Source organism: Nonomuraea muscovyensis (genome assembly GCF_014207745.1).
Taxonomy (GTDB): Bacteria; Actinomycetota; Actinomycetes; order Streptosporangiales; family Streptosporangiaceae; genus Nonomuraea; species Nonomuraea muscovyensis.
Window position 1 is genome coordinate 1,582,066 of record NZ_JACHJB010000001.1, and the last position, 24,040, is coordinate 1,606,105.

The 24,040-nt window shown below is 72.4% G+C and carries 20 protein-coding genes; 12 read left to right on the top strand and 8 right to left on the bottom strand.

Annotated features, from left to right (window positions below):
- Positions 1 to 16: 16 nt before the first annotated feature.
- Positions 17 to 1,408 carry a class II fumarate hydratase gene (locus FHU36_RS07435; RefSeq protein ID WP_185083021.1) on the top strand — a complete coding sequence of 464 codons (1,392 nt, stop codon included), beginning with the start codon at positions 17 to 19 and terminating at the stop codon, positions 1,406 to 1,408.
- A 17-nt stretch (positions 1,409 to 1,425) separates the two neighbouring features.
- Here FHU36_RS07435 and FHU36_RS46230 read toward each other — a convergent pair whose 3' ends face one another.
- Entirely contained in the window at positions 1,426 to 2,988 is a 1,563-nt protein-coding gene (locus tag FHU36_RS46230) for an IclR family transcriptional regulator domain-containing protein (protein WP_185083022.1), read from the bottom strand.
- Positions 2,989 to 3,140: 152 nt separating this feature from the next.
- On the opposite strand from FHU36_RS46230, the gene FHU36_RS07445 reads away from it, so the two are divergent.
- Genes FHU36_RS07445 through FHU36_RS07455 form a run of 3 tightly spaced genes read left to right on the top strand, consistent with a single transcriptional unit; the run spans position 3,141 to position 5,703 of the window.
- Positions 3,141 to 3,935 carry a CoA transferase subunit A gene (locus FHU36_RS07445; RefSeq protein ID WP_185083023.1) on the top strand — a complete coding sequence of 265 codons (795 nt, stop codon included), beginning with the start codon at positions 3,141 to 3,143 and terminating at the stop codon, positions 3,933 to 3,935.
- Positions 3,932 to 4,561, top strand: coding sequence for a CoA transferase subunit B (locus FHU36_RS07450; RefSeq protein WP_185083024.1), 630 nt, complete (start codon positions 3,932 to 3,934; stop codon positions 4,559 to 4,561). Before FHU36_RS07445 ends, FHU36_RS07450 begins: the two co-directional genes overlap by 4 nt.
- Positions 4,558 to 5,703, top strand: coding sequence for a thiolase family protein (locus FHU36_RS07455; RefSeq protein ID WP_185083025.1), 1,146 nt, complete (start codon positions 4,558 to 4,560; stop codon positions 5,701 to 5,703). The genes FHU36_RS07450 and FHU36_RS07455 overlap by 4 nt, the downstream gene beginning before the upstream one ends.
- A 22-nt stretch (positions 5,704 to 5,725) precedes the next feature.
- On the opposite strand, the gene trpD is transcribed toward FHU36_RS07455, so the two are convergent.
- Positions 5,726 to 6,766: an anthranilate phosphoribosyltransferase gene (gene trpD / locus FHU36_RS07460; protein WP_185083026.1), complete on the bottom strand. Its 1,041-nt coding sequence runs from the start codon at positions 6,764 to 6,766 to the stop codon at positions 5,726 to 5,728.
- Positions 6,767 to 7,006: 240 nt separating this feature from the next.
- Here trpD and FHU36_RS07465 point away from each other — a divergent pair, with 240 nt between their 5' ends.
- Genes FHU36_RS07465 through FHU36_RS07485 form a run of 5 tightly spaced genes read left to right on the top strand, consistent with a single transcriptional unit; the run spans position 7,007 to position 13,215 of the window.
- A complete protein-coding gene (locus tag FHU36_RS07465; protein ID WP_185083027.1) occupies positions 7,007 to 7,756 on the top strand; it encodes a 3-hydroxybutyrate dehydrogenase in 750 nt (249 codons plus the stop codon).
- Positions 7,757 to 7,808: 52 nt separating this feature from the next.
- Positions 7,809 to 9,668 (top strand): helix-turn-helix domain-containing protein, encoded by a 1,860-nt coding sequence (locus FHU36_RS07470; RefSeq protein WP_185083028.1) that lies wholly within the window; start codon positions 7,809 to 7,811, stop codon positions 9,666 to 9,668.
- 54 nt (positions 9,669 to 9,722) lie between these two features.
- A complete protein-coding gene (locus FHU36_RS07475; RefSeq protein ID WP_185083029.1) occupies positions 9,723 to 11,021 on the top strand; it encodes an MFS transporter in 1,299 nt (432 codons plus the stop codon).
- Positions 11,018 to 12,016, top strand: a complete 999-nt coding sequence (locus FHU36_RS07480; RefSeq protein ID WP_185083030.1) for an alpha/beta fold hydrolase — start codon at positions 11,018 to 11,020, stop codon at positions 12,014 to 12,016. The genes FHU36_RS07475 and FHU36_RS07480 overlap by 4 nt, the downstream gene beginning before the upstream one ends.
- Positions 12,016 to 13,215 (top strand): alpha/beta hydrolase family protein, encoded by a 1,200-nt coding sequence (locus FHU36_RS07485; RefSeq protein WP_185083031.1) that lies wholly within the window; start codon positions 12,016 to 12,018, stop codon positions 13,213 to 13,215. Before FHU36_RS07480 ends, FHU36_RS07485 begins: the two co-directional genes overlap by 1 nt.
- On the opposite strand, the gene FHU36_RS07490 is transcribed toward FHU36_RS07485, so the two are convergent.
- Positions 13,184 to 15,238: a glycosyltransferase family 2 protein gene (locus FHU36_RS07490; protein WP_185083032.1), complete on the bottom strand. Its 2,055-nt coding sequence runs from the start codon at positions 15,236 to 15,238 to the stop codon at positions 13,184 to 13,186. The two genes, FHU36_RS07485 and FHU36_RS07490, sit on opposite strands and share 32 nt — an antisense overlap.
- Before the next feature lie 91 nt (positions 15,239 to 15,329).
- Positions 15,330 to 15,974, bottom strand: a complete 645-nt coding sequence (locus FHU36_RS07495) for an aggregation-promoting factor C-terminal-like domain-containing protein (protein WP_312891479.1) — start codon at positions 15,972 to 15,974, stop codon at positions 15,330 to 15,332.
- 384 nt (positions 15,975 to 16,358) lie between these two features.
- Between FHU36_RS07495 and FHU36_RS07500 the strand changes: the two genes are divergently transcribed.
- From FHU36_RS07500 to FHU36_RS07510, 3 genes are all read left to right on the top strand, one after another.
- Positions 16,359 to 17,033, top strand: coding sequence for a response regulator (locus tag FHU36_RS07500; protein ID WP_185083034.1), 675 nt, complete (start codon positions 16,359 to 16,361; stop codon positions 17,031 to 17,033).
- Entirely contained in the window at positions 17,030 to 18,442 is a 1,413-nt protein-coding gene (locus tag FHU36_RS07505; protein ID WP_185083035.1) for an ATP-binding protein, read from the top strand. Before FHU36_RS07500 ends, FHU36_RS07505 begins: the two co-directional genes overlap by 4 nt.
- A 101-nt stretch (positions 18,443 to 18,543) precedes the next feature.
- Complete coding sequence (locus FHU36_RS07510) at positions 18,544 to 19,035, top strand: hypothetical protein (RefSeq protein WP_221495794.1); 492 nt, start codon at positions 18,544 to 18,546, stop codon at positions 19,033 to 19,035.
- A gap of 1 nt (position 19,036) precedes the next feature.
- Here FHU36_RS07510 and phoH2 read toward each other — a convergent pair whose 3' ends face one another.
- The 4 genes from phoH2 to FHU36_RS07530 all read right to left on the bottom strand — a co-directional run bounded on the left by phoH2 (position 19,037) and on the right by FHU36_RS07530 (position 23,961).
- Positions 19,037 to 20,365: an RNA 5'-3' helicase PhoH2 gene (phoH2, locus tag FHU36_RS07515; protein WP_312891630.1), complete on the bottom strand. Its 1,329-nt coding sequence runs from the start codon at positions 20,363 to 20,365 to the stop codon at positions 19,037 to 19,039.
- Positions 20,366 to 20,578: 213 nt separating this feature from the next.
- Positions 20,579 to 21,340 (bottom strand): isoprenyl transferase, encoded by a 762-nt coding sequence (locus FHU36_RS07520; RefSeq protein ID WP_185083037.1) that lies wholly within the window; start codon positions 21,338 to 21,340, stop codon positions 20,579 to 20,581.
- Positions 21,341 to 21,395: 55 nt separating this feature from the next.
- Positions 21,396 to 21,977 carry a hypothetical protein gene (locus FHU36_RS07525; RefSeq protein ID WP_185083038.1) on the bottom strand — a complete coding sequence of 194 codons (582 nt, stop codon included), beginning with the start codon at positions 21,975 to 21,977 and terminating at the stop codon, positions 21,396 to 21,398.
- A 190-nt stretch (positions 21,978 to 22,167) separates the two neighbouring features.
- Positions 22,168 to 23,961: a phosphoenolpyruvate carboxykinase (GTP) gene (locus FHU36_RS07530; RefSeq protein ID WP_185083039.1), complete on the bottom strand. Its 1,794-nt coding sequence runs from the start codon at positions 23,959 to 23,961 to the stop codon at positions 22,168 to 22,170.
- Positions 23,962 to 24,040: the final 79 nt, after the last annotated feature.

Sequence of the window (24,040 nt, forward strand, 5' to 3'; positions counted from 1 at the left end):
GGGACAGACTGGGGGCATGAGCGAGTTCCGCATCGAACAAGACTCGATGGGTGAGGTGCGCGTGCCGGCCGGTGCCCGGTGGCGCGCGCAGACCCAGCGGGCCGTGGAGAACTTCCCGATCTCAGGACGGCCGCTGGAGCCGTCACACATCGCCGCGCTGGGCCTGATCAAGGCGGTGGCCGCCGAGGTGAACGGCGAGCTGGGCGTCATCGACAAGGACATGGCCGAGGCGATCGCGCAGGCCGCGGCCGACGTCGCCGAGAACGAGCACGACGACCACTTCCCGATCGACGTCTTCCAGACGGGCTCCGGCACCTCCTCCAACATGAACGCCAACGAGGTGGTCGCCCACCTCGCCCAGGAGCGGCTCGGCCGTCCGGTCCATCCGAACGACCACGTCAACGCCTCGCAGTCGTCCAACGACGTCTTCCCGACCTCGATCCACGTGGCGGCGGCGACCGAGGTGACCTACCACCTGCTGCCCTCTCTCGAACACCTGGCGGCGGCGCTGCAGGCCAAGGCCATCCAGTTCGACCAGGTGGTGAAGTCGGGCCGGACGCACCTGATGGACGCCACGCCGGTGACGCTGGGGCAGGAGTTCGGCGGCTACGCCTCGCAGATCGAGCACGGGGTGGTGCGGGTGCGGTCGGCGCTCGGCCACGTGCTGGAGCTGCCGCTGGGCGGCACCGCCGTCGGCACCGGCATCAACACCCCGCCGGGCTTCGCCGAGAAGGCCATCGCCAAGCTGCGCGAGGCGACCGGCATCCCCTTCGTCGAGGCGCTGGACCACTTCGAGGCCCAGAGCGCCCAGGACTCCATCGTCGAGCTGTCCGGCCAGCTCAAGGTGGTCGCCGTCTCCCTCAACAAGATCGCCAACGACCTGCGCTGGATGGGCTCGGGACCCCGGACCGGCCTGGCCGAGATCAACCTCCCCGACCTGCAGCCCGGCTCGTCCATCATGCCCGGCAAGGTCAACCCGGTCGTCCCGGAGGCCACGGCGATGGTCGCGGCGCAGGTCATCGGCAACGACGCCGCCATCACGTTCGCGGGCGCCTCGGGCACGTTCGAGCTCAACGTGCAGCTTCCGGTGATCGCGCGCAACGTCCTGGAGTCCGTGCGGCTGCTGGCGAGCGTGTCGCGGCTGCTCGCCGACCGCTGCGTGGCGGGGATCACGGCCAACGAGGAGCGGCTGCGCGAGTACGCGGAGTCCTCGCCGTCGATCGTCACCCCGCTCAACCGGTACGTGGGGTATGAGGAGGCCGCCCGGATCGCCAAGCAGGCCCTGGCCGAGCGCAAGACCATCCGCGAGGTGGTCGTCGAGCGCGGCCACGTCGCCGACGGCACCATCACCGAGGCCCAGCTCGACGCGGTTCTCGACGTCCTCGCCATGACCCGCCCCGCCGGTTAGGCGCCCGGGCGGCGCGGCTACGGCAGGGGGCGGCGGATGTGGGCGAGATCCGCCGTCATCCTGGCGGCGGTCTCGGTGAGGACGGGCAGCACGTCGCGCACCAGCTCGTCGGCGGTGACGCGGCCTGCGTGGGCGGCCACGTTGACCGCGGCGACCACCCGCCCGCCCCGGTCCCGGACGGGAGCGGCGATGGACCGGACGCCCTCCTCCAGCTCCTGGTCGACCAGCGCGTAGCCGTCGGCGCGGGCCCGCCGGACGGCCGCCGCCAGCTCGCCGGGTGTGGTGAGCGTGTGCGCGGTCAGCGGTTTCGGGCCGATCGCTGCCGGCCGCTCGTCGGGCAGGCCGGCCAGCAGGACGCGGCCCATCGAGGTGGCGTAGGCGGGGAAGCGGGTGCCGACGGTGATGTCCACGCTCATGATGCTCCGGGTGGGCACCCGGGCCACGTAGACGACGTCGTCGCCGGAGAGGGTCGCGACCGACGCCGACTCCTGGACGCGCGCCACCAGGTCGGCCAGGTGCGGGTGGACGATCTCCCCGAGGCTCCGCGCGGACAGGTGGGCGTAGCCCAGTTCCAGCACCCTGGGCAGCAGCACGAACCTGGTGCCCTCGGCGGCCGCGTATCCCAGCCGCTCCAGGCTGATGACCGCCCGCCGGACGGTGGCCCGGGGCAGGCCGGTCACCCGGGCGGCGCCCGCGAGGGTCAGCCCGCCGCGCGCCGAGCCGAGGGCCACGAGCACGGCCAGGCCGCGGGCCAGGGACTGCAGGTAGGCGGCCCCCAGCTCCTCCTTCGTGGCGCGGAAGGAGTCGGCCACGGAGGCGGCCTCGGAGGCGGCCACGGTGTCCGCCGTGGAGGCGAGCGGGGCGGCCGGAGCGGAGGCGGCCGGGGTGGCCGGGGTGGCCGGGGTGGCCGGGGTGGTGGTCAGCGTGGTCGGCGCGGTCAGCCCGGTCAGCGTGGTCTCCATCGCGGCGACCGTGTCTCGGAGCCGGGGCAGGGCGTGGGCGCGCAGCCCGGCGAGGGTGTGCCTGCTGGTGTGGCTGACGACGCTGATCGCGCAGACCGCCTTGCCGTCGCCGTCGCGCACCGGCATCGCCACCGCGATCAGCCCCGGCTCCATCTGCTGGTCGTCCTCGGCCCACGGCGCGGGCGCGTCGAACAGGGCCGGCCCCGCCGCGCCCCGGTCGGCGGCGAGCAGGTCGCCGACCCGGAACGCGATGGACATCGTGCGCCGCCGCGCGAACAGCCCGACGAGCCGCACCCCGTCGCCGTCCGGGACGGCCAGCGAGACCGTCTCGTCCAGCGCCTCGGCCAGGGCGTCCGCGTGCGGCCCGAAGGTCTCGACCAGGCCGCCGCAGGAGAGGTAGGCCTCGCCCAGCGCCATCAGCGGCCCGGCGAGGAGCACGTCGCGGTCCTCCACCCGCAGGTGACCGAGGGTGGCCAGGGTCGCCACGACGCGGTCCACCGTGGACCTGGCCAGGCCGGTCGCGCGCACCAGGTCGGTCGCCCGCATCCGCCGCCCGGGGTCGGCCGCCAGGACGCGCAGCACGGCCAGGCCGCGTTCGAAGGTGCCGGCCGGCTCCATCCGTCCTCCTCGTCCTCGCCCCGTACTCGCCTCGTACTCGCCTCGTACTCGCCTCGTACTAGATGGACAGCACTTTGACAGGGATCGCCGGTGCCGCGCATACTCGGCGAGAGTAGTGAACTTAAGTTCACTATACGAACACCTGGAGCGTCGTGCGGACCAGCAAAGTGATCGCCACCGCCGAGGAGGCGCTGGCCGACGTGTGGGACGGGGCCTCGTTCGCGGTCGGCGGCTTCGGCCTCGGCGGCATCCCCAACGTGCTCATCCGGGCCCTGTACGACACAGGGGTCACCGGCATCAGCGTGGTGTCGAACAACTGCGGCGTCGACGGGGGCGGCCTCGGCGTCCTGCTGGCCGCCCGGCGCATCGCCCGGGTGACCGCCTCCTACATCGGCGACAACAAGGAGTTCGCCCGGCAGTACCTCGGGGGCGAGCTGGAGGTGGAGCTGACCCCGCAGGGCAGCCTCGCCGAGCGGTTGCGCGCGGGCGGGTGCGGCATCCCCGCCTTCTACACCCCCGCAGGCGTCGGCACACCGGTCGCCGACGGCGGCCTGCCGCTGCGCCACGCCCCCGACGGCTCGATCGCCGTCGCCGCGCCGCCCAAGGAGGTGCGCGAGTTCGACGGCGTGGAGTACGTCCTGGAGCGCGGCATCACCACCGACTTCGCCCTGGTGCGCGCGGCGCGCGGTGACCGGCACGGCAACCTGGTGTTCGGCAAGTCGAGCCGCAACTTCAACCCCGTTGCGGCGATGGCCGGTCGGATCACGATCGCCGAGGTCGAGGAGCTGACCGAGCTGGACCCCGACGAGGTGCACCTGCCCGGCGTGTTCGTGCAGCGGGTGGTGGCGCTCACCCCCGAGCAGGCCGCCGACAAGGGCATCGAACGGCGTACGGTCTCCGCGCCTCCGGCACGGGCGACGGCACGGGCGACGGTGCGGGCCTCATGAGCTGGTCACGGGACGAGATGGTCGCCAGGGCCGCGGCCGAGCTGCGTGACGGCGACTACGTCAACCTCGGCATCGGGCTCCCCACCCGCATCCCGTCGTTCCTGCCGCCGGAGGTGGACCTGGTGCTCCACTCCGAGAACGGCATCCTCGGCGTCGGCCCCTACCCGGCCGAGGACGAGGTCGATCCCGACCTGATCAACGCGGGCAAGGAGACCGTCACGGTCCTGCCCGGGGCGTCCTTCTTCGACTCCGCGCTGTCGTTCGGCATGATCCGCGGCGGCCACATCGACGTGGCGGTGCTCGGCGCCATGCAGGTGTCCGCCCGCGGCGACCTGGCCAACTGGATGGTCCCCGGCAGGCTGGTCAAGGGAATGGGCGGGGCGATGGACCTGGTCCACGGCGCCCGCCGGGTGATCGTCGTCATGGACCACGTGGCCAAGGACGGCACACCCAAGATCGTCGAAGAGTGCTCGCTGCCGCTCACCGGCAAGGCGTGCGTCCACCGCGTGATCACCGACCTCGGCGTCCTCGACGTGACCGCCGGCGGGCTGGTGCTCGTGGAGACCGCGCCCGGCGTGGACGTGGCCGGGCTGCGCGACCGTACAGCAGCGAAGGTGATCGCATGAAGGACGTCTACATCGTCGACTCGGTCAGGACCCCGATCGGCAGGTACGGCGGCGCGCTGTCCGGCGTGCGCCCCGACGACCTGGCCGCCCACGTCGTCCGGGCGCTGGCCGAGCGCACCGGCCTCGACCACGCCGACGAGGTGATCCTCGGCAACGCCAACGGCGCGGGTGAGGAGAACCGCAACGTCGCCCGTATGGCCGCGCTGCTCGCCGGGCTGCCGGTGACCACGCCCGGCGCGACGGTCAACAGGCTGTGCGGCTCCGGCATGGAGGCCGTCGTCCAGGCCTACCGGGCGATCGCCATGGGCGACGCCTCGACGGTGGTCGCCGGCGGCGTGGAGTCGATGACCCGCGCCCCGTGGGTCCTGCCCAAGCCTGACCGGGCCTTCCCTGCGGGCGGCCAGGAGTTGGTCTCCACCACGCTCGGCTGGCGCCTGGTCAACCCGCGGATGCCGGAGGAGCACACCGTGCCGCTCGGCGAGGGGGCCGAGTTGATCGCCGACAGGCACGGCATCACCCGCGCGGAGCAGGACACCTTCGCCCTGGCCAGCCACCAGAAGGCGGCCAAGGCCTCGTTCGAGCGGGAGATCACGCCGGTCGGCGAGGTGTCCCGGGACGAGGGCATCCGCGAGGACACCTCCGTGGAGGCGCTGGCCCGGCTCAGGCCGGTCTTCCGCCGGGACGGCACGGTGACCGCGGGCAACTCCTCCCCGCTCAGCGACGGCGCGGCGGCACTGTTGCTCACCGACGAGGCGGGGCTCGGCGGGCGGGAGCCGCTGGCCAGGATCGCCGCCAGTGGCGTCAGCGCGCTCGAACCCCGCTACTTCGGCCTCGGCCCGGTCGAGGCGAGCAGGAAGGCGCTGGCGAAGGCCGGCCGCGGCTTCGGCGACCTGGCCGTCGCCGAGCTGAACGAGGCGTTCGCCGCCCAGGTGCTCGGCTGCCTGGCCGAGCTGCCCGACCTCGACCCGTCGATCGTCAACCCGCGCGGTGGCGCCATCGCACTCGGCCACCCCCTGGGCGCCTCCGGTGCGCGCATCACCGGCGCCGTCGCCCACCAGCTCGCCGAGGCGGGCTCCGGCACCGGCCTGGCCGCCCTGTGCATCGGCGTCGGCCAGGGGCTGGCCATCGTGCTCGAACGCTGAGGGCCCCACCGGCGGGCGGGCGTCACCGCCGGCAGGTGGTCGCCGTGGCCCAGCGATCGAGGAGAGCCGCCGCGGCGCCCGAGTCGATCGCGTCCGTCGCGCGCTTGACCGCCGCGGCCAGGGCCTCGGTGAGCGCGGCGGCCGCTGGGGTGCCGTCGGCCGCGACCAGGGCGGCCGCCGCGTTCAGCAGCACGATGTCGCGCACCGGCCCCGGCTCCCCCGCCAGCACCGCCCGGGCCACCGCCGCGTTGCGGGCGGCGTCCCCGCCTCGCAGGTCCTCCTGCCGGGCACGCGGCAGGCCGAGGTCGGCCGGGTCGAAGCCGGTGCTGGTGACCGTGCCGCGCCGCACCACCCAGACCGTGGACGGGCCCGTGGTGGTGAGCTCGTCCAGGCCGTCGTCGCCGCGGAAGACGAGGGCCGAGCTGCCGCGTTCGGCGAGCACGCCGGCCACGACGGGCGCCATCCGCGCGTCGGAGACGCCCACGGCCTGCGCCGAGGGCAGGGCCGGATTGGTGAGCGGGCCGAGGAAGTTGAAGAACGTGGGGACGCCGAGCTCCCGGCGCGGCCCCGAGGCCCGTCTGAAGCCGGGGTGGAAGGCCGCCGCGAAGCAGAACGTGATACCCACCTCCTCCGCGACCCGGGCGACCGCGCCGGGCGGCAGATCGATGCGCACGCCGAGCCGTTCGAGCACGTCGGCCGCGCCGGTCGAGGACGTGGCCGCCCGGCCCCCGTGTTTGACGACGCGGGCGCCGGCGGCGGCGGCCACGACGGCGGCCATCGTGGAGATGTTCACGGTGCCGGCGCGGTCGCCGCCGGTGCCGACCAGGTCCACCGTGTCTCCGGGGATCCTGATGGCCGAGCAGTGGGCCAGCATGCCGTCGGCGAGCCCCGCCACCTCGGCCACGGTCTCGCCCTTGGCGCGCAGGGCCACGGCGAACGCCGCGATCTGGGCGTCCGTCGCCGCGTCCGTGAGGATCTGCTCCATCGCCCAGGCGGCCTGCCGGGAGGTGAGCGAACCGCCGTCGAGGAGGGTGGAAAGCAGCGAAGGCCAGGTGGTGGTCACGAGTACGCCCTTTCGTGTGTCGAGGTCTCGACGGGGGGCGCCCGGACATGCCGACGGCCGCCTCGTCGAGGCGGCCGGGATGCGTATGCGCTGCGGGTCCGCCTAGGAGGCGGGCCACCACAGGAGCGGATACGCGGTCATGCCGTCAGCGTACCAGCCACGGTCGCCCACATAGCGGAGGATCGATCTATGTCGTCCGCCGCCATGCTGCCCGTGTCGCCGAAAGCTTAGGGTCGGGGCATGGCGAAGGAGCTGATGGGGCGGACCGCGCTGGTGACGGGAGGCGGCAGCGGGATCGGCGCCGCGTGCGCGCGGCGGCTGGCCGCCGGCGGCGCGACCGTGGTCGTCGTCGACCGGAGCGCGGAGGCGGCCGGCAAGGTGGCGGCCGAGATCGGGGGCAGCGCGGTCGTGGCCGACCTGGGCGATCCGGACTTCGCCGGCGACCTGCCGCCGGACGCCGACATCGTGGTCAACAACGCCGGGTTCCAGCACGTCGCGCCCATCGAGGACTTCCCGCCCGAGGTGTTCGCGGGCATGCTGAGAGTCATGGTGGAGGCGCCGTTCCTGATCGCCCGGCGGGTGCTGCCCGGCATGTACGCCAGGGGCTGGGGCCGGTTCGTGAACATCTCGTCGGTGCACGGGCTGCGCGCCTCGCCGTACAAGTCGGCCTACACCACGGCCAAGCACGCGCTCGAAGGCTTCTCCAAGGTGGTGGCCCTGGAAGGGGCGCCCCACGGCGTCACCTCGACCTGCGTGTGCCCCGGTTACGTGCGCACCCCGCTCGTCGAGGGGCAGATCGCCGGCCAGGCCAGGGTGCACGGCATCGCCCCGGAGGAGGTCGTGGAGGACATCATGCTCCAGCCCGCGGCGGTCAAGCGGCTGATCGAGCCGGAGGAGGTGGCCGAGCTGGTGGCCTACCTGTGCGGGCCGCACGGCTCGTTCATCACCGGCGTCTCCCTGCCGGTGGACGGCGGCTGGACGGCCCGGTAGTGGCCCGGCGAGCGCTCCCCGGCAGGCGCGCCGCCTCCACGGAGTGGAGGCCATGAGCAGGCGTTTCCTCGAACTGCTGGCCAGGGAGGCGTCCGCCGTCGAGTTCGAGGGGCCGATCGTCGAGGCCAGGGCGGCGGGCGCCGATCCGGCCACGATCGAGGAACTCGAACGCGCCAAGGTCGAGGCGCTCCGGGTGCGGGCGCTGCTCAGGCGCCGGGCCAGGCGCGAGGCGGAGCTGTCGGCGCTGTACGACACGGCCGGCGACCTGGCGGCGCTGCGCGACCTGGACGCGGTGCTGGAGGCGATCGTGCACCGGGCCAGGCAGCTCCTCGCCACCGACACGGCCTACCTCACCCTGCACGACCCGGAGCGGGGCGACACCTATATGCGGGTCACCGACGGGTCGATCTCGGCGAAGTTCCGGGCCCTGCGGCTGGCCATGGGCGCCGGGCTGGGCGGTCTGGTGGCGCAGACGGCGGTGCCGTACTCGACGGCCGACTACTTCGCCGACGCCCGCTTCCACCACAAGGACGACATCGACGAGGCCGTCCTGGAGGAGGGCCTCGTCGCCATCCTGGGCGTGCCGTTGCGGCTGGGCCAGCGGGTGATCGGGGTGCTGTTCGCCGCCAACCGCAGCGCCCGGCCGTTCCACCAGGAGGAGGTGTCGCTGCTGGCCAGCCTGGCGGCGCACGCGGCGGTCGCCATCGACAACGCCCGGCTGCTGCAGGAGACCCGCAACGCGCTGGAGGAGCTGTCCAGCGCCCACCGCACCGCCAGGGAGCACGCCGAGGCGGTCGAACGAGCCGCTCTGGCACACGACCGGATGACCTCGCTGGTGCTGCGGGGCGGCGGCATCGAGGACGTGGCGGCCGTGGTGACCGACGTGCTCGGCGGGTCGCTGGTGGTGCTCGACGACCTCGGCAGGCCGATCGCCGGCCCGCGCGACGGTGGTGTGGGCGAGCTGGACGTGGGCGTGTTCGAGGCGGCACAGGCGTCGCGGGCGCTGGGCCGTACCGTGCGCCGGGCCGACCTGCTCATCGCGTCGGTGGACGTCGGCGGCGAGCCCCTGTGCACGCTGGTCCTGCGCAGCGACGACGCCGACGAGCGCATCCTGGAACGGGCGGCGCTGGTCTGCGCGCTGCTGCTGCTGTTCCGCAGGAGCGTCGCGGAGGCCGAGGGGCGGGTCCGCGGCGAGCTGCTCGACGACCTGATCTCCCGGCCCGGCACGCCCGGGCTGGCCGACCGGGCGCGCCGGCTGGGCGTGGACCTGGGCGCCCCGCACGTCGTGGTGGCGGTCAGGCACGACGGGCAGCGCGAGCGGGCCGTGTTCTGGGCCTCGTCGCAGGCGGCGGTCCGTCACGGGCTGGCCGCGGGCCGGGCCGACGAGGTCGTGCTGCTGCTGCCGGGCGACCACGCCGGCGACCTGGCGCGCCGCGTGGCGGCCGAGCTGAGCGCCTCGCTCGGCGCGCCCGCGACCGCGGGCGCGTCACCGGCGGGCGGCGGGTCACGAGACGTGGCGACCGCCTACCGGGAGGCGCGGCGCTGTGCGGAGGCGCTCATCGCCCTCGGCCGCGCCGGAGACGGCGCCGGCGCCGCCGAGCTGGGCTTCGTCGGCCTGCTGATCGGCGAGGAGCGCGACGTGCCGGGCTTCGTGCGCTCGGTGCTCGGCCCGGTCGTCGACTACGACGCCCGGCGGGGCACCGCGCTGGCCGACACGCTCGCCGCCTACTTCGGCACCGGAGCCTCCCCCTCCCGTACGGCCGAGGCCATGCACATCCACGTCAACACCGTCACCCAGCGGCTCGACCGCATCGCCAGGCTGCTCGGCGAGGGCTGGTCGGAGCCGGAGCGCGCCCTGGAGATCCAGCTCGCGCTGCGCCTGCACCGGCTCGGCCACACATCAACTCCGTAGAGTGTGGGTGCCGCCCCCATATGAGTGATGCCTGTCACTCCCTAGCGTGACGGCATGGACGCTCCCCAGAACAAGGCCGGCGGTGCCACCTCCATCAAGAAGATCGTCGGTGCGAGCCTGATCGGCACCACGATCGAGTGGTACGACTTCTTCCTGTACGGCTCGGCAGCCGCGCTGGTGTTCAACAAGCTGTTCTTCCCCGAGGCCGATCCTCTGACCGGCACCCTCCTGGCGTTCCTCACCTACGCGGTCGGGTTCGTCGCCCGCCCGCTCGGTGGCCTGGTCTTCGGCCACTTCGGTGACCGGTTCGGCCGCAAGACGCTGCTGGTCGTCAGCCTGCTGATGATGGGCGCCGCCACGTTCCTCATCGGCTGCCTGCCGACGCACGCGGCGATCGGCGCGGCGGCCCCGCTGCTGCTCACGGTGCTCCGGCTGGTGCAGGGGTTCGCGCTGGGCGGCGAGTGGGGCGGCGCGGTGCTGATCGTGTCGGAGCACGGCGACGCGCGCAGGCGCGGCTTCTGGGCCTCCTGGCCGCAGGCCGGCGCCCCGGGCGGCAACCTGCTGGCCACCGGCGTGCTGGCCGCGCTGGCGGCCTGGCAGTCGGACGAGGCGTTCCTGAGCTGGGGCTGGCGGGTGCCGTTCCTGCTGTCGGGCGTGCTCGTGCTGATCGGCCTGTGGATCAGGCTGACCATCACCGAGTCGCCGGTCTTCCAGCAGGCCGAGCCGGAGGAGGCGCCGCCGATCATCGGCGTGCTGCGCCACCACTGGCGCGACGTGCTCGTCGCGATCGGTGCGCGGCTCGCGGAGAACATCTCCTTCTACCTGCTCACGGTGTTCGTCATCACCTACGCCAAGGCGAGCGGCATCGACAACTCCACCGTGCTCAACGCCGTCCTCATCGCCTCGGTCATCCACTTCGCGACGATCCCGATGTGGGGGGCGCTGTCGGATCGCCTCGGCCGCCGCCCGATCTACCTGGCCGGCGCCGCCGGCGTGGGTCTGTGGATCTTCGCGTTCTTCCCGCTCATCGACACGGGCAACTTCCTGGCGATCACGCTGGCCGTCACCGTGGGACTGGTCTTCCACGGCATGATGTACGGCCCCCAGGCGGCCTTCTTCTCCGAGCTGTTCGGCACCAGGATGCGCTACACCGGGGTGTCGATCGGCGCGCAGCTCTCGGCGATCGTGGCCGGCGCGCTCGCCCCGATCATCGCGGTGGCCCTGCTCCAGGCGTTCGGCAGCTCCCTGCCGATCTCCGTCTACCTCGGCGGGGCGGCCGTGCTCACCCTGATCGCGGTCTACGCCGCCCGGGAGACCCAGGGCCGCGACCTGACCGAGAGGATCCGCGCGTGAAGGTCACCACGCCCAGGCTCACCCAGCACGTCGAGACCGTCGAGGGCAGGACGGACGGAGAGCCGGTGCTGTTCGTGCACGGCAACGTCTCCTCCTCCGCCTTCTGGCTCGACATCATGGCCGCGCTGCCCGCCGGCCTGCGCCCGCTCGCCGTGGACCTGCGCGGCTTCGGCGGGACGGACCCGGCGCCCGTGGACGCCTCGCGGGGGCTGCGCGACTTCTCCGACGACCTGCTCGAGCTCGTGGACGCGCTCGGCCTGTCCGGGGTCCACCTGGTCGGATGGAGCCTCGGCGGCGGCGTCGTGCTGCAGGCGCTGCGCGAGCGTCCCGCGGCGTTCAGGTCGGTCACGCTGGTCGCGCCGATCTCGCCGTACGGGTTCGGCGGCACCGAGGGCCCGGACGGCAGGCTGACCCACGCCGACGGCACCGGGGCCGGGGCGGGCGCGGCCAACCCCGACTTCGTCGACCGCCTCCGGCGCGGCGACCTGTCGGACGAGGCGCCGACGTCGCCCCGCTCGGTCTTCCGCGCCTCGTACGTGGCCGCCCCGGTCGCGGACGAGGACCGCTACGTCCGCTCCATGCTCACCACCCACGTCGGCGAGGCGAACTATCCCGGCGACGCGGCCACCTCGGCCGCCTGGCCCGGCGTGGCGCCCGGCAAGCAGGGCGTGCTCAACGCCATCGCACCGACCCGCGTCCGGCTGGACGACCTGCACGCGATCGACCCCAAGCCGCCGATCCTGTGGATCAGGGGGGCCGCCGACGTGATCGTCTCCGACACCTCGCTGTTCGACCTGGCCCACCTGGGGGCGCTCGGCGTGCTGCCCGGCTCCCCCGGCACGCCCGCCCAGCCCATGGTGGCCCAGACGCGGGCCGTGCTCGACCGCTACGGCCGCTACCGGGAGGTCGTCCTCGACTCCTGCGGCCACAGCCCGCACCTCGAACGTCCCGCCGACTTCGTCCGCCTGCTCGCCGAACACGTCCGGGAGGCCTGATGCTGCTCCCTCTCGTCCTGGTCGCCGGCCTGCTCACGCCCGCGCAGGCACCCGAGCTGAGGGTGCCCGGCGCCGAGCACGCCGTCGTGGCGCGGCTCGACGACCTGACCACGGCGGGCACCGCCCGCACCGGGCACACCGACCCGGCCGACTGGGCAGGCCTGCACTCCGCCGCCACCGTGAACCCGACCGGCGTGCCCGGCATCCAGATCGACGGCTACTTCCCCGACACCTCCACCACCAACACCACCCACGGCTGGAACCACGACTCCCAGTTCGTCATCCGGCTGCCCGAGCGGTGGAACGGCGGCCTGGTCATCACCGGCACCCCCGGCAACCGGGAGCAGTACGCCAACGACTTCACCATCGCCGACTGGGTCCTGGCCCGGGGCTACGCCTTCGCCGCCACCGACAAGGGCAACACCGGCGTGGACTTCCACACCGACGGCCGCCGCCCCGGCGACGCCATCGCCGAGTGGAACCACCGCGTCACCCAGCTCACGCTCGCCGCCAGGTCCGTCGTCCGGCAGAGGTACGGCAAGCAGCCGCGGCGCACGTTCATGGCCGGCATCTCCAACGGCGGCTACCTGGTCAGGTGGCAGCTCGAGAACCGCGGCGGTCTCTACGACGGCGGCGTCGACTGGGAGGGCACCCTCTGGCGGGCCCAGGGCGACAACCTGCTCGACTTCCTGCCCAAGGCGCTGAGGGCCTACCCGGAGCCGGACGGGGTGCGGGCGGCCGGCTTCGCCGCCGGTTCGGAGTTCCTGTGGCCGTTCCACCGGCAGTACTACTGGGAGCTGACCACGCAGCTCTACCAGAAGGAGCTGGACCCGTCCTACCAGGGCGCCGCGGCCGACTACGACTACGCCGAGCGCAGCCGTGCGGCGAACTGCGTGCACCAGCCCGCCGCACCCGGCGGGAACTGCGTGTCCGCGGCCGTGTCGAGGATCGCGCTGACCGGCCGGATCACCAAGCCGCTGATCACCCTGCACGGCACCCTCGACACGCTGCTGCCCATCTCGCGCTCCTCGGACGTGTACGCGCGGATGGTGGGCCCGCACCGGCCGTTCCGCTACCACCGGGTGGAGGGCGGCAACCACCTCGACAGCCTGGTGGACGCCCACCCGGACCGGCTGGAGCCGATGCTGCCCGCCTTCCGCGACGCGTTCACCGAACTGGCGGAGTGGGTGGGCTCTTGATCTCGGCCGGGCGCCGCACGTCGCTGACGTCCTTCAGGTAGCGGTGCCTGCCGGCGCGGGCCAGCCGGACGATGTGCCGCGCGCCGGGCAGGCGCCGCCCGAGCCGGTGCAGGGCCGTGTCCCGGCCGAGCGGCGAGCGGCGAGCGGGGGTGACGGCGGCGGCGGGCCGGACCGTGGCACTCCCCCGGCGGAACTCCAGCGAGAACCGCAGCCCCGCCTCCTCCTCGGCGGTGCGCAGCGACACCGTCCACGTGCCCGGCCCGAGCTCGTCCGCGCCCGGCATCATCCGCTTGACGGGCACCTTGGCCACGAGCTGCCCGGCGATCTCGCCGGGCACGCCCGGCTCGACCAGCGCCGGGGCGCACACCTCGCGGCCGCCCCGCGCGGTGCCGCGCAGCACCAGCTCCAGCGGCGGTCCGCCGCTCGGCGGCACGTACGGCACCGGCAGCACGACGTACAGGTGCGCGCCCTGCCGCCGGACCGTCACCCCCGGCGACACCAGCGCGATCGACTCGGGAAACGAGCGCGGCTCCACGGCCAGGCCCAGCTCGCCCGCGTCGGTCCAGCACGGCAGCACCAACCGGGCCCTCGGCCGCTGCGACAGCACGCCGAGGCAGTTGAGCGGCCCCTCCGGCCGCCGTACCCGGCTTCTGGCCTGGTGCGCGCCGCCGTACATGCGCACGTGCACCTCCCACTGGCCCGGCCCCAGCGGCTCGCCCATCGCGGCGGCGGTCACGTCCACGCGGGCCTCGCCGATGATCTGCACGCGAGTGTGGCGGCGCCCGTCCTGGATGCGCTCCACCCGGTACGCCACGGGCAGGAAGTGGACGACGCCCGTGTCCGGATGCCGGACGTAGACCTCCAGGCGGGCCCGCTCGACGTCGGAGGTGACGTCGGTGACGGTGTCCGCCAGCAGCGCGGCGTCGACGGAGCGCGGCGGGATCCAGAAGAGGCGGTCGCCGTCGGTGCGGAACCTGGTGGGCTGGCCGTCGCCGCCCAGCACCTCGACGGTCAGCCCGAGTACGAGCACGTGGGCGTCCCAGCGCACCTCGGTCAGGTCCGCGCGCAGCCCGGCCCGCCGCGTGGAGTTGGCCAGGACGGCGAGCTGGTCGAGCCGCCCGGCGCGCAGCAGCGTGGCCACGGCGCGGAGCTGGACGGGCAGGTAGCGGTCCAGCCGCTCCGGGAAGCGGTCGAGCACCAGGCCGCGCAGCAACCGGAAGTACAGCCCCCTGTCGAGCGACGAGGCGGCGAACCTGCTGCTCAGGAACGGCCTGAGCACGGTGGAGCGGAACCAGTAGCCGTACATGCGGTCGCGGTGGCGGCCCTCGCCGATGTAGGCGTCGATGTCGTCCAGCAGGTCCCGCAACTCGGCGACGACCGTGCGGGGGTCGTCGTCGGGCTCGGAGCGCTGGCCGAGGTGGCAGCAAACGTGCTCGGCGAGAATCGCGATGACCTTGGCCTGCAGGTAGGCGCGCACCACGAACGCCTGCTCGGCGACGTGGCCGCCGGGCACGGCGAAGCTCAGCTGGTGCTCCACCAGGAACGCCCGGCGGTAGAGCTTGTGCGGGGTGAGCAGGGCGAACAGCCGGTCGCGCAGGATGTCGGCGCGCCCGCGGCTGCGGTGGAAGGCGCTGACGGGCGGCCCGGCGTCGCGCACCAGGCGGCCGACCAGCACGTCGGCGTCGGTCTCCACCGCCCGCTCGTGCATCCGCTGGAGGGCGTCGCGTTCCAGCCGGTCGCCCTGGTCCATGAGGTAGACGTAGTCGCCCTGGGCGGCGGCGATGCCCACGTTGCGGCCGCTCAGCGGCGAGCCGGAGTGCGGCAGGTGCAGGACGCGGACGTTGCGGCGGACGGCGGCGACGGTGTCGAGACGTTCGGCGATCCCGTCGGTGGACCCGTCGTCCACGAAGAGCACTTCGTACTCGTGCGCGGGCAACGTCTGCTCCAGGACGGAGCGCAGGCACGCGTCGGCCGTATCACCGGGGTTGTGGACATCGACGATCACACTGACCTTCACACCCATGCGGCCAGCGTGCGCGCACCCCCGTCAGCGGGTGCGGCGGCTTGCCGATTGCAGAAGGAAAGATGACCCTCTTGTACCGGCCCCCAGACCGTCAGTACCAGCCGACCCGCTGCGAGTGCCCCCAGGCGCCGCAGGGCGAGCCGTAGCGGCCCTTGATGTAGCCGAGGCCCCACTTGATCTGGGTGGCGGCGTTGGTCTGCCAGTCGGCGCCGGCGGAGGCCATCTTGCTGCCGGGCAGCGACTGGGGGATGCCGTAGGCGCCGGAGGAGCGGTTCATCGCCCGCTCGTTCCAGCCGCTCTCCTTGTGCCAGAGGCTCTCCAGGCAGCCCCACTGGTCGGCGCCGAAGCCGAAGGAGCCCATCATCGCCTTGGCGACGGCCTTGTTGCTGCCCGGCGAGGGATCGCTGCCCGGCGGGAAGTTGGCGGGCGGGAAGCCGTCGCCGCCCGGCGCCCGCTCCTTGACCTCGACCCAGGTGTAGTCGTCGTCGTCCCCGCCCGCGCGGCCGTCCTTGAGCTTCTTGGCCTTGTACGCCTGGACCGCCGCTGCCTTCAGAGCGTCGGCCTCGGGGTCGGGGGTGTAGAGGTCGCCGCTGGCGATCGCGGCCATGTCGTCCAGCTCGAACACCGGTTTGACCGGGGTGTTGGCGTTCTGGATGGCGGTGTAGGCGGTGAAGCCGCCACCGCCGAAGAGGATCACCGCGGACAGGCCCACGACCAGCACGCGCTTCGGCGTCACCCGCGAGGGTTTGCGGGCCGGCCGGCGGGCCGAACGGGGGGATTCGGGTGCTCGGCGCTCACTCACCTTCGGACCTGGGCTCACGAGCAATGAGCTTGCCCTGTCCGGGGGGGTGGTCCGCAACCGATACGAGACATTCGGTTGGCCTTCCCATGGTGATCGGCAGCTTGGCGTGCCGTTTCCCGGGGCGTGTGAATTTGCTCACACTCCCCATGCGCCCCAGCGGCGTCGGCCGGGGGTGCGTGGACCCGCCCTTCGGGCGCCCGTACCGAAGGGAAGGACCGCTTTCAGGGTGACCGGGGTTCTTTGTAGTCGTGTGAGTGAGCTGTCACAGTTTCATGACACTAGGCAGAAGCATGGCTGACCCGGGCGAATAATGTTCGTGTGGCCGGCATCCTCCTCGTCGAAGACGATCCCTCAGTCCGCACCGCTCTGGAGCTGGCCCTGACCAGGCAGGGCCATTCGCTGACCTCCTACGCGACCGGCGAGGAGGCGTTGGAGCACATCCGCTCGCGCCGGCCCGAGATCGCCATCCTCGACGTGATGCTCCCGGGCATCGACGGGGTCGAGGTGTGCCGCCGCATCCGCCGGCTCGACCAGCTCCCCGTCATCCTGCTCACCGCCCGCGGCGACGACCTCGACGTGGTGGTCGGGCTGGAGGCGGGCGCCGACGACTACGTGGTCAAGCCCGTCGAGCCGAGGGTGCTGGACGCCCGCATCCGGGCCATCCTGCGCCGGGCCGAGTCGGCCGCCTCCGACCGCATCACCTTCGGCGACCTGGTGATCGACCGGGGCGCGCTCAAGGTGACGCTGGCCGGCAAGGAGATCCACCTGACGCCCACCGAGCTGCGGCTGCTGCTGGAGCTGGTCCGCCACCCCGGCCAGGTCCTCAACCGCCGCTACCTGCTGCGCGAGGTGTGGGACCACACCCACGTGGCCGACTCCCGCCTGGTCGACGCCTGCGTCCAGCGGGTCCGCGCGAAGATCGAGCCGCTGCCGGCCGAGCCCGTGTTCATCCACACCGTCCGCGGGTTCGGCTACCGGTTCAGCCCTCCGTGATCCGGTTGCCCACCGGGCTGCGCGCGCGCCTGGTCATCACCTTCACCCTGGTCGGGGTCCTGGCCTCGGTGCTCGTCGCGACGATCGGCTTCGAGCTGGCCAAGACGGCGCTGGTGCAGCGGGCCGAGGACAACGCCATCAGCGTGATCACCAGGGAGCTCGGCCGGATCACCTTCCCCATCGGGCGGCTCAGGCCCGGCGAGGCGGCGCCCAGCAGCGGCGACCTCGCGGCGCTGGCCCAGGCGCTCGACGGGCCCGGTCGCAGCGTCATGGTGGAGTACCGCGACCTGACCTACTCCGACGGCCCGCTGACCATGGGCGACGTGCCGAACGAGCTGTACGGCAGGGCCAAGCGGCACCTCGTCACCCAGCGCAGGGTGATCGGCAACGAGCTGTGGCTCATCGTCGGCTCCGAGGTCTACCGCCAGAGCGGCCGGGAGGCCGAGGCCACGGGGCTGCGGGCGTTCGTCTTCTTCCCGCTGCGCGCCGAGGAGAGCCAGCTGTCCATGCTGAGGACGCGGCTCACCCAGGGCGGCACGGCTGTCGTGCTGATCGCCCTGGTCGTCGCCCTGCTGTCGGCCCGGCGGGTGCTGCTGCCGGTCAGGCGGCTGAGCGCGGCCGCCCAGGCGCTCGGCGAAGGCAGGCTCGACACCCGCCTGCCGGTGCACGGCCAGGACGAGCTGGCCGAGCTGACCGCCAGGTTCAACGACGCGGCGGCGGCCCTGGAGCTCAGCGTGGCGGAGCTGCGCGCGCTGGAGGCCATGTCGCGCAGGTTCGTGGCGGACGTCTCCCACGAGTTGCGCACGCCGGTGACGGCCATGACGGCCGTGGCCGACATGCTGCGCGAGGAGGCCGACCGGCTGCCCCCCGACACGGGCGAGGCGGTGCGACTGGTGCTCAACGAGATCGAGCGGCTGCGGGAGCTGATCGAGCACCTCATCGAGATCAGCCGCTTCGACGCGGGCACGGCCACGCTCAACCTGGAGGCGGTGGACGTGGCCGACGCCGTGCACGACTGCCTGGAGGTACGCGGCTGGGCCGACGAGGTGCGGGTCAGCGCGCCCAAGGGCCTGGCGGCCAACCTCGACCCGAGGAGGTTCGACGTGATCGTGGCCAACCTCGTCGGCAACGCGCTCAAGCATGGCGGGCCACCGGTGCAGATCAGCGCCCGGGGCACGGAGAACGGCCTGGAGGTGAAGGTGCGCGACCACGGCAAGGGCATCCCGCCGGAGGCGCTGCCGCACGTCTTCGACCGCTTCTACAAGGCCGGCGCCGGACGGGCCCGTAGCCAGGGCAGCGGACTCGGCCTGGCCATCGCCCGGGCCAACGTCCACCTGCACGGCGGCACCGTCTCGGTGCGCGCCCAGGACCCCGGCACCCTCTTCACGGTCTGGCTCCCCCGCGCATGACCGGCGGCCGTGTCCTTCCGGGCACCCGACGGGCGACGGGGGTCGGGCGCACGACGCGCGCCCGACGCACGACGGGCCCGCTCGCCGCGCTCCTCGCCGCCGTGACGCTGGCCGTGACAGTGGCCGGGTCGGCGGCCGGGTGCGGGATCGCGCCCACCGACGTGCAGGAGCGGGCCAAGCCCCCGACCGTCGAGGTGCCTCCGCCGTCCAAGACCATCTACCTGCTGAAGAACGACCAGCTCGCGCTGGAGCCCGCCGACGTCGAGTCGGACACGGTGGAGAGCCTGCTCACGGCCCTGTTCGCGGCCTCGTCCCAGCCGCTCGGCGACCGTGACACCGCCCTGCGCGGCTTCACGTTCGAGGGCATCGAGGACTCGCTCAACCCCGTCCAGCGCGACGAGGTGCAACTGCCGCGGACCTCCACGCTGACCGTCTTCGTCAAGGGCGACGGCCGGCTGTCCAAGCTCGGCAAGGCCCAGATCGTCTGCACGGCCCAGCAGGACGCCGCCTTCGAGCAGGTCAAGATCGTGCACAAGTACGCGAACCGCCCCTCCAGGACGGAAGGGCGGTTCATCTGCGGAGATCTCAAGTGAGCTAGAGGTTGATGTCCTCCAGCATCTCGGTGACCAGCGCCGCGATCGGCGACCGCTCCGACCTGGTCAGCGTGACGTGCGCGAACAGCGGGTGGCCCTTGAGCTTCTCGACCACCGCGACCACGCCGTCGTGCCGGCCGACCCGCAGGTTGTCGCGCTGGGCGATGTCGTGGGTGAGCACGACCCGGGAGTTGGCGCCGATCCGGCTGAGCACGGTCAGCAGCACCCCGCGCTCCAGCGACTGCGCCTCGTCCACGATCACGAACGCGTCGTGCAGCGAGCGCCCGCGGATGTGGGTGAGCGGCAGCACCTCCAGCATGCCCCGGTCGAGGACCTCCTCGATCACCTCGGGCGTGGTCACCGCGCCGAGCGTGTCGTAGACGGCCTGGCCCCACGGGCCCATCTTCTCGCCCTCGGTGCCGGGCAGGTAGCCGAGCTCCTGCCCGCCCACGGCGTAGATCGGGCGGAAGACGATGACCTTGCGGTGCTGGCGGCGCTCCAGCACGGCCTCCAGGCCCGCGCAGAGCGCCAGCGCCGACTTGCCGGTGCCCGCCCGTCCGCCGAGCGAGACGATGCCGATCTCCGGGTCCATCAGCAGATCGAGCGCGATGCGCTGCTCGGCGGAGCGGCCGTGCAGCCCGAACACCTCGCGGTCGCCCCGCACCAGCCGCACCGACTTGTCGGGCAGCACCCGGCCGAGCGCCGAGCCCTTGCTCGACAGCAGCCGCAGACCGGTGTGCGTGGGCAGGTCCCTGGCCTCCTCCAGGTCGGCGGTGCCCTTCTCGAAGAGCGTCTCCACGTCCTCGGTGGTGACCTGCAGCTCGGCCATGCCGGTCCAGCCCGATTCGACGACCAGCTCGGCGCGGTACTCCTCCGCCGCCAGGCCGATCGAGGCCGCCTTGACCCGCATGGGCAGATCCTTGGACACCAGCACCACGTCACAGCCCTCCGCGGCCAGTGCGCGGGCCACGGTCAGGATGCGGGTGTCGTTGTCACCCAGGCGGAAGCCGACGGGCAGGATCGACGGGTCGCTGTGGTTGAGCTCAACCCTGATGGTGCCGTCCCCCGTGGGCATCGGCTCGTCCAGCCTGCCGTACTGCACGCGCAGGTCGTCGAGGTAGCGCAGGGCCTTGCGCGCGAAGTAGCCGAGTTCGGGATGGTGTCGCTTTCCCTCCAGCTCGGTGATGACCACGATCGGGAGGACGACCTCGTGCTCCGCGAAGCGGGTCATCGCCGCCGGGTCGGCTAGCAGGACCGAGGTGTCCAGCACGTACGTGCGCTTGCCCGGCTCGCGCTCGGTGGGCTGGGTCGAAGGGTTGCTCGAGGACACTGCCACACGTTCTCCCCCGGGCACCCGTGGGAACGGGCACCCTGCAGACGAGGTGGGAATCGGACCGGACCCGTGTCCTCGGCCGCTACGAGCCGTCGGCGCCGGGTTCCGGCCCCCCTCGGCAGTTCGTGGCGCAAGGATGGGCCCTCTCCGGAGTGTCCGGCCTGTGGCCGGACACTTCCAACGTTACGTACTGGATACCCAGATGTCCCATCAGGAACCGTAACGCCGGTGTCTCGCGGCATAGTCGCGCAGCGCCCGCAGGAAGTCGACCCTGCGGAAGTCAGGCCAGTAGGCCTCGTGGAAGTAGAACTCGGAGTGAGCGCTCTGCCAGAGCATGAAGCCGGACAGCCGCTGCTCGCCCGAGGTCCGGATGAGAAGGTCCGGGTCGGGCTGGCCGCGAGTGTAGAGATGCTCCGCGATGTGCTCGACATCGAGAACCTCGACGAGGTCCTCGATACTCGCCCCCTTGCTGGCGTGCTCCTGGAGGAGTGAGCGCACCGCATCGGCAATCTCACGTCTTCCTCCATACCCAACTGCAACGTTCACAATCAGGCCTGGACGGTGTGATGTTGCCTCTTTCGCATTTTTCAGGACATTGGCCGTCCTGTCGGGCAGCAGGTCGAGTGCTCCCACGGGACTGATCCGCCAGCCCTGGTCCACCAGCTCCTGCGTCACGTCCTCGATGATGCGCAGCAGCGGCTCCAGCTCCTCGCGGGGCCGGTTGAGGTTGTCGTTGGAGAGCATCCACACCGTGACCACCTCGACGCCGCTTTCGCGGCACCAGGTGAGCAGCTCGGAGATCTTGTCGGCGCCCTTGCGGTGGCCGCTGGAGACGTCGCGCATGCCCATGGCGCGTGCCCAGCGCCGGTTGCCGTCGATGATGACCCCGACGTGCCGGGGCATGCTGTCCTTCGACAGCTTGGTCTCCAGCCGACGCTCGTACAGCCGGTAGACCAGGTCGCGCAGGCCCACGGAGTCCCTCCCCAGTGGTGCGGTGCTTATGGCCGAATGACCTAACAGGCAATTATCACCGCGTTTCGCCCGTGCCCGCCCCATCAATGGGATTCCTGGGGAGATCTTCAACGGGATTTCGCGCCAGCCCCCGGCCGCCGAGGCAGCCTTCGGCCTCGTCCACCAGCTCGCGCACGAACTCCGCCAGCTCTCCCGACGTGAGCACCGCCCGCATGCCCACGCCGCCCGCGCCCCACGCCTCGACGAAGGCCCGGCGCGTCAGCCGCCACTCGCCCGGCCGCCCCGGCCGCGGCACCCAGATGGGGATCGTCCGGAGCTGGCAGCGCAGCTCGCCGCCGCCCACCACGCTCGACCTCGTACGATAGCGGAACGCGAACAGCTCGCTGTCCGGCTCCTCGTCCGGAAACCTGTCGTCGGGATCAGGCCAGCACGCCGCCGGCCCGCGCCCCGCCCGTGCCTCGTCCACGCCGCGGGCCAGCCGAACCAGCATCCAGCCGCACCTCTCCCCCACGGTCCCGTACGGCGTGCCGTCGCGCCGGAGCTCCAGCGTCACCTCGTACGGCACGCCCACGCTGTCCGTGCACGCGACCGGCGTGACGGTCAGGAAAGATCCATCGACGCAACGTAGTCCTCCCACGTCGGATGGGATATCCGCCGCCAAACTCCGCTAAACCCGTAAAAACACCCAGTAGTTGCGCCACGCCCCTCACGTGACACGGCCGGCCCCGCGGAACGCGGGACCGGCCGCGGCCGACTAAGGGCCGGCTCAGGGCCGGCTCATGTCAGGCAGGCCAGGTCAGACCTGGTCAGGCTGGGTCGGTGTCACGTCAGGACAGGCGATCCCGCATCGCGTTGTACTCGTCCCACAGCTCCTTGGGCAGGTGGGAGCCGAAGGTGTCGAAGTGCGACCGGATCAGCTCGGCCTCCTGCCGCCAGACCTCGGGATCGACGCTGAGCAGCGTGCGCAGGTCCTCCTCCGACAGGTTCAGCCCCTCGGTGTCGAGCGAGTCGGGCACCAGACCGATCGGGGTGGGCACGGCCTTCGCCTCGCCGTTGAGTCGCTCCACGATCCACTTGAGCACGCGGCTGTTCTCGCCGAACCCCGGCCAGATGAACCGCCCGTCCGCGTCCTTGCGGAACCAGTTGACGTAGTAGACGCGCGGCGGCTTCGCCCCCTCGCGCCGGCCCATCTCCAGCCAGTGGCCGAAGTAGTCGCCCATGTTGTAGCCGCAGAACGGCAGCATGGCGAACGGGTCGTAGCGCAGCTCGCCGACCTTGCCCTCGGCGGCGGCGGTCTTCTCGGAGGCGACGTTGGCTCCGAGGAAGACGCCGTGCTCCCAGCTCAGCGACTCCGTCACGAGCGGCACCGCGCTGGCGCGCCGGCCGCCGAACAGGATCGCCGAGATGGGCACGCCCTTGGGGTCCTGCCACTCGGGTGCGATGGTCGGGCACTGGGCGGCGGGAGTGGTGAAGCGGGCGTTCGGATGGGCCGCGGGCTCACCGCCATCGGGAGTCCAGGAGCGCCCCTTCCAGTCGGTGAGGTGGGCCGGGGGCTCGTCGGTGAGCCCCTCCCACCACACGTCGCCGTCGTCGGTGAGGGCGACGTTGGTGAAGATGCTGTTGCCCCAGAGCGTCTTGATCGCGTTGGCGTTGGTGACCTCGCCGGTGCCGGGCGCGACGCCGAAGAAGCCGGCCTCGGGGTTGATGGCGTAGAGCCTGCCGTCCTCGCCGTAGCGCATCCAGGCGATGTCGTCGCCCACCGTCTCGACCTTCCAGCCGGGGATCGTCGGCTGGAGCATGGCGAGGTTGGTCTTGCCGCAGGCGCTCGGGAACGCGGCGGCGATGTAGCGGGCCTCGCCATCCGGCGGCGTGAGCTTCAGGATGAGCATGTGCTCGGCCATCCAGCCCTCGTCGCGGGCCATGGTGCTGGCGATGCGCAGGGCGTAGCACTTCTTGCCGAGCAGCGCGTTGCCGCCGTAGCCGGAGCCGTACGACCAGATCTCGCGCGTCTCGGGGAAGTGGCTGATGTACTTGGTGGAGCTGCACGGCCAGGGCACGTCCTGCTGCCCGGGCTCCAGCGGCGCGCCGACGCTGTGTACGCAGCGGACGAATCCGCCCTGCTCCTCGATGAGGCGCAGCGCCCGCTCCCCCATCCGGGTCATGATGCGCATCGAGACGGCCACGTACGGCGAGTCGGTGATCTCCACGCCGAGTTGGGAGATCTCGCCGCCGAGCGGCCCCATGCAGAACGGGACGACGTACATCGTCCGGCCGCGCATGCAGCCCTTGAACAGCTTGCCGAAGGTGGCGCGCATCTCGGCGGGGGCGATCCAGTTGTTGGTCGGGCCCGCCTCCTCCTCGCGCTCGGAGCAGATGAAGGTGCGGTCCTCGACCCTCGCCACGTCGCTCGGGTCGGACTTGGCGTAGAAGCTGTTGGGCCGCTTGGCCAGCCGCGTGAACGTGCCCTGATCGCAGAGGAGGTTGGTCAGGCGCGTCCACTCCTCCTCCGAGCCGTCGCACCACTCGATCCGATCGGGCTGGGTAAGGGACGCTATCTCGTTCACCCACGCGACCAATTCGCCATTGGTCGTCGGGGCCGGGACTTCTACGGAAAGGGACACGGCTACGGCTCCTCCACTCTTCAGGGCCCAGTCATCATTAACGACGAAGTGGCGCCGAAGCCAATTGGCATAGACCTTT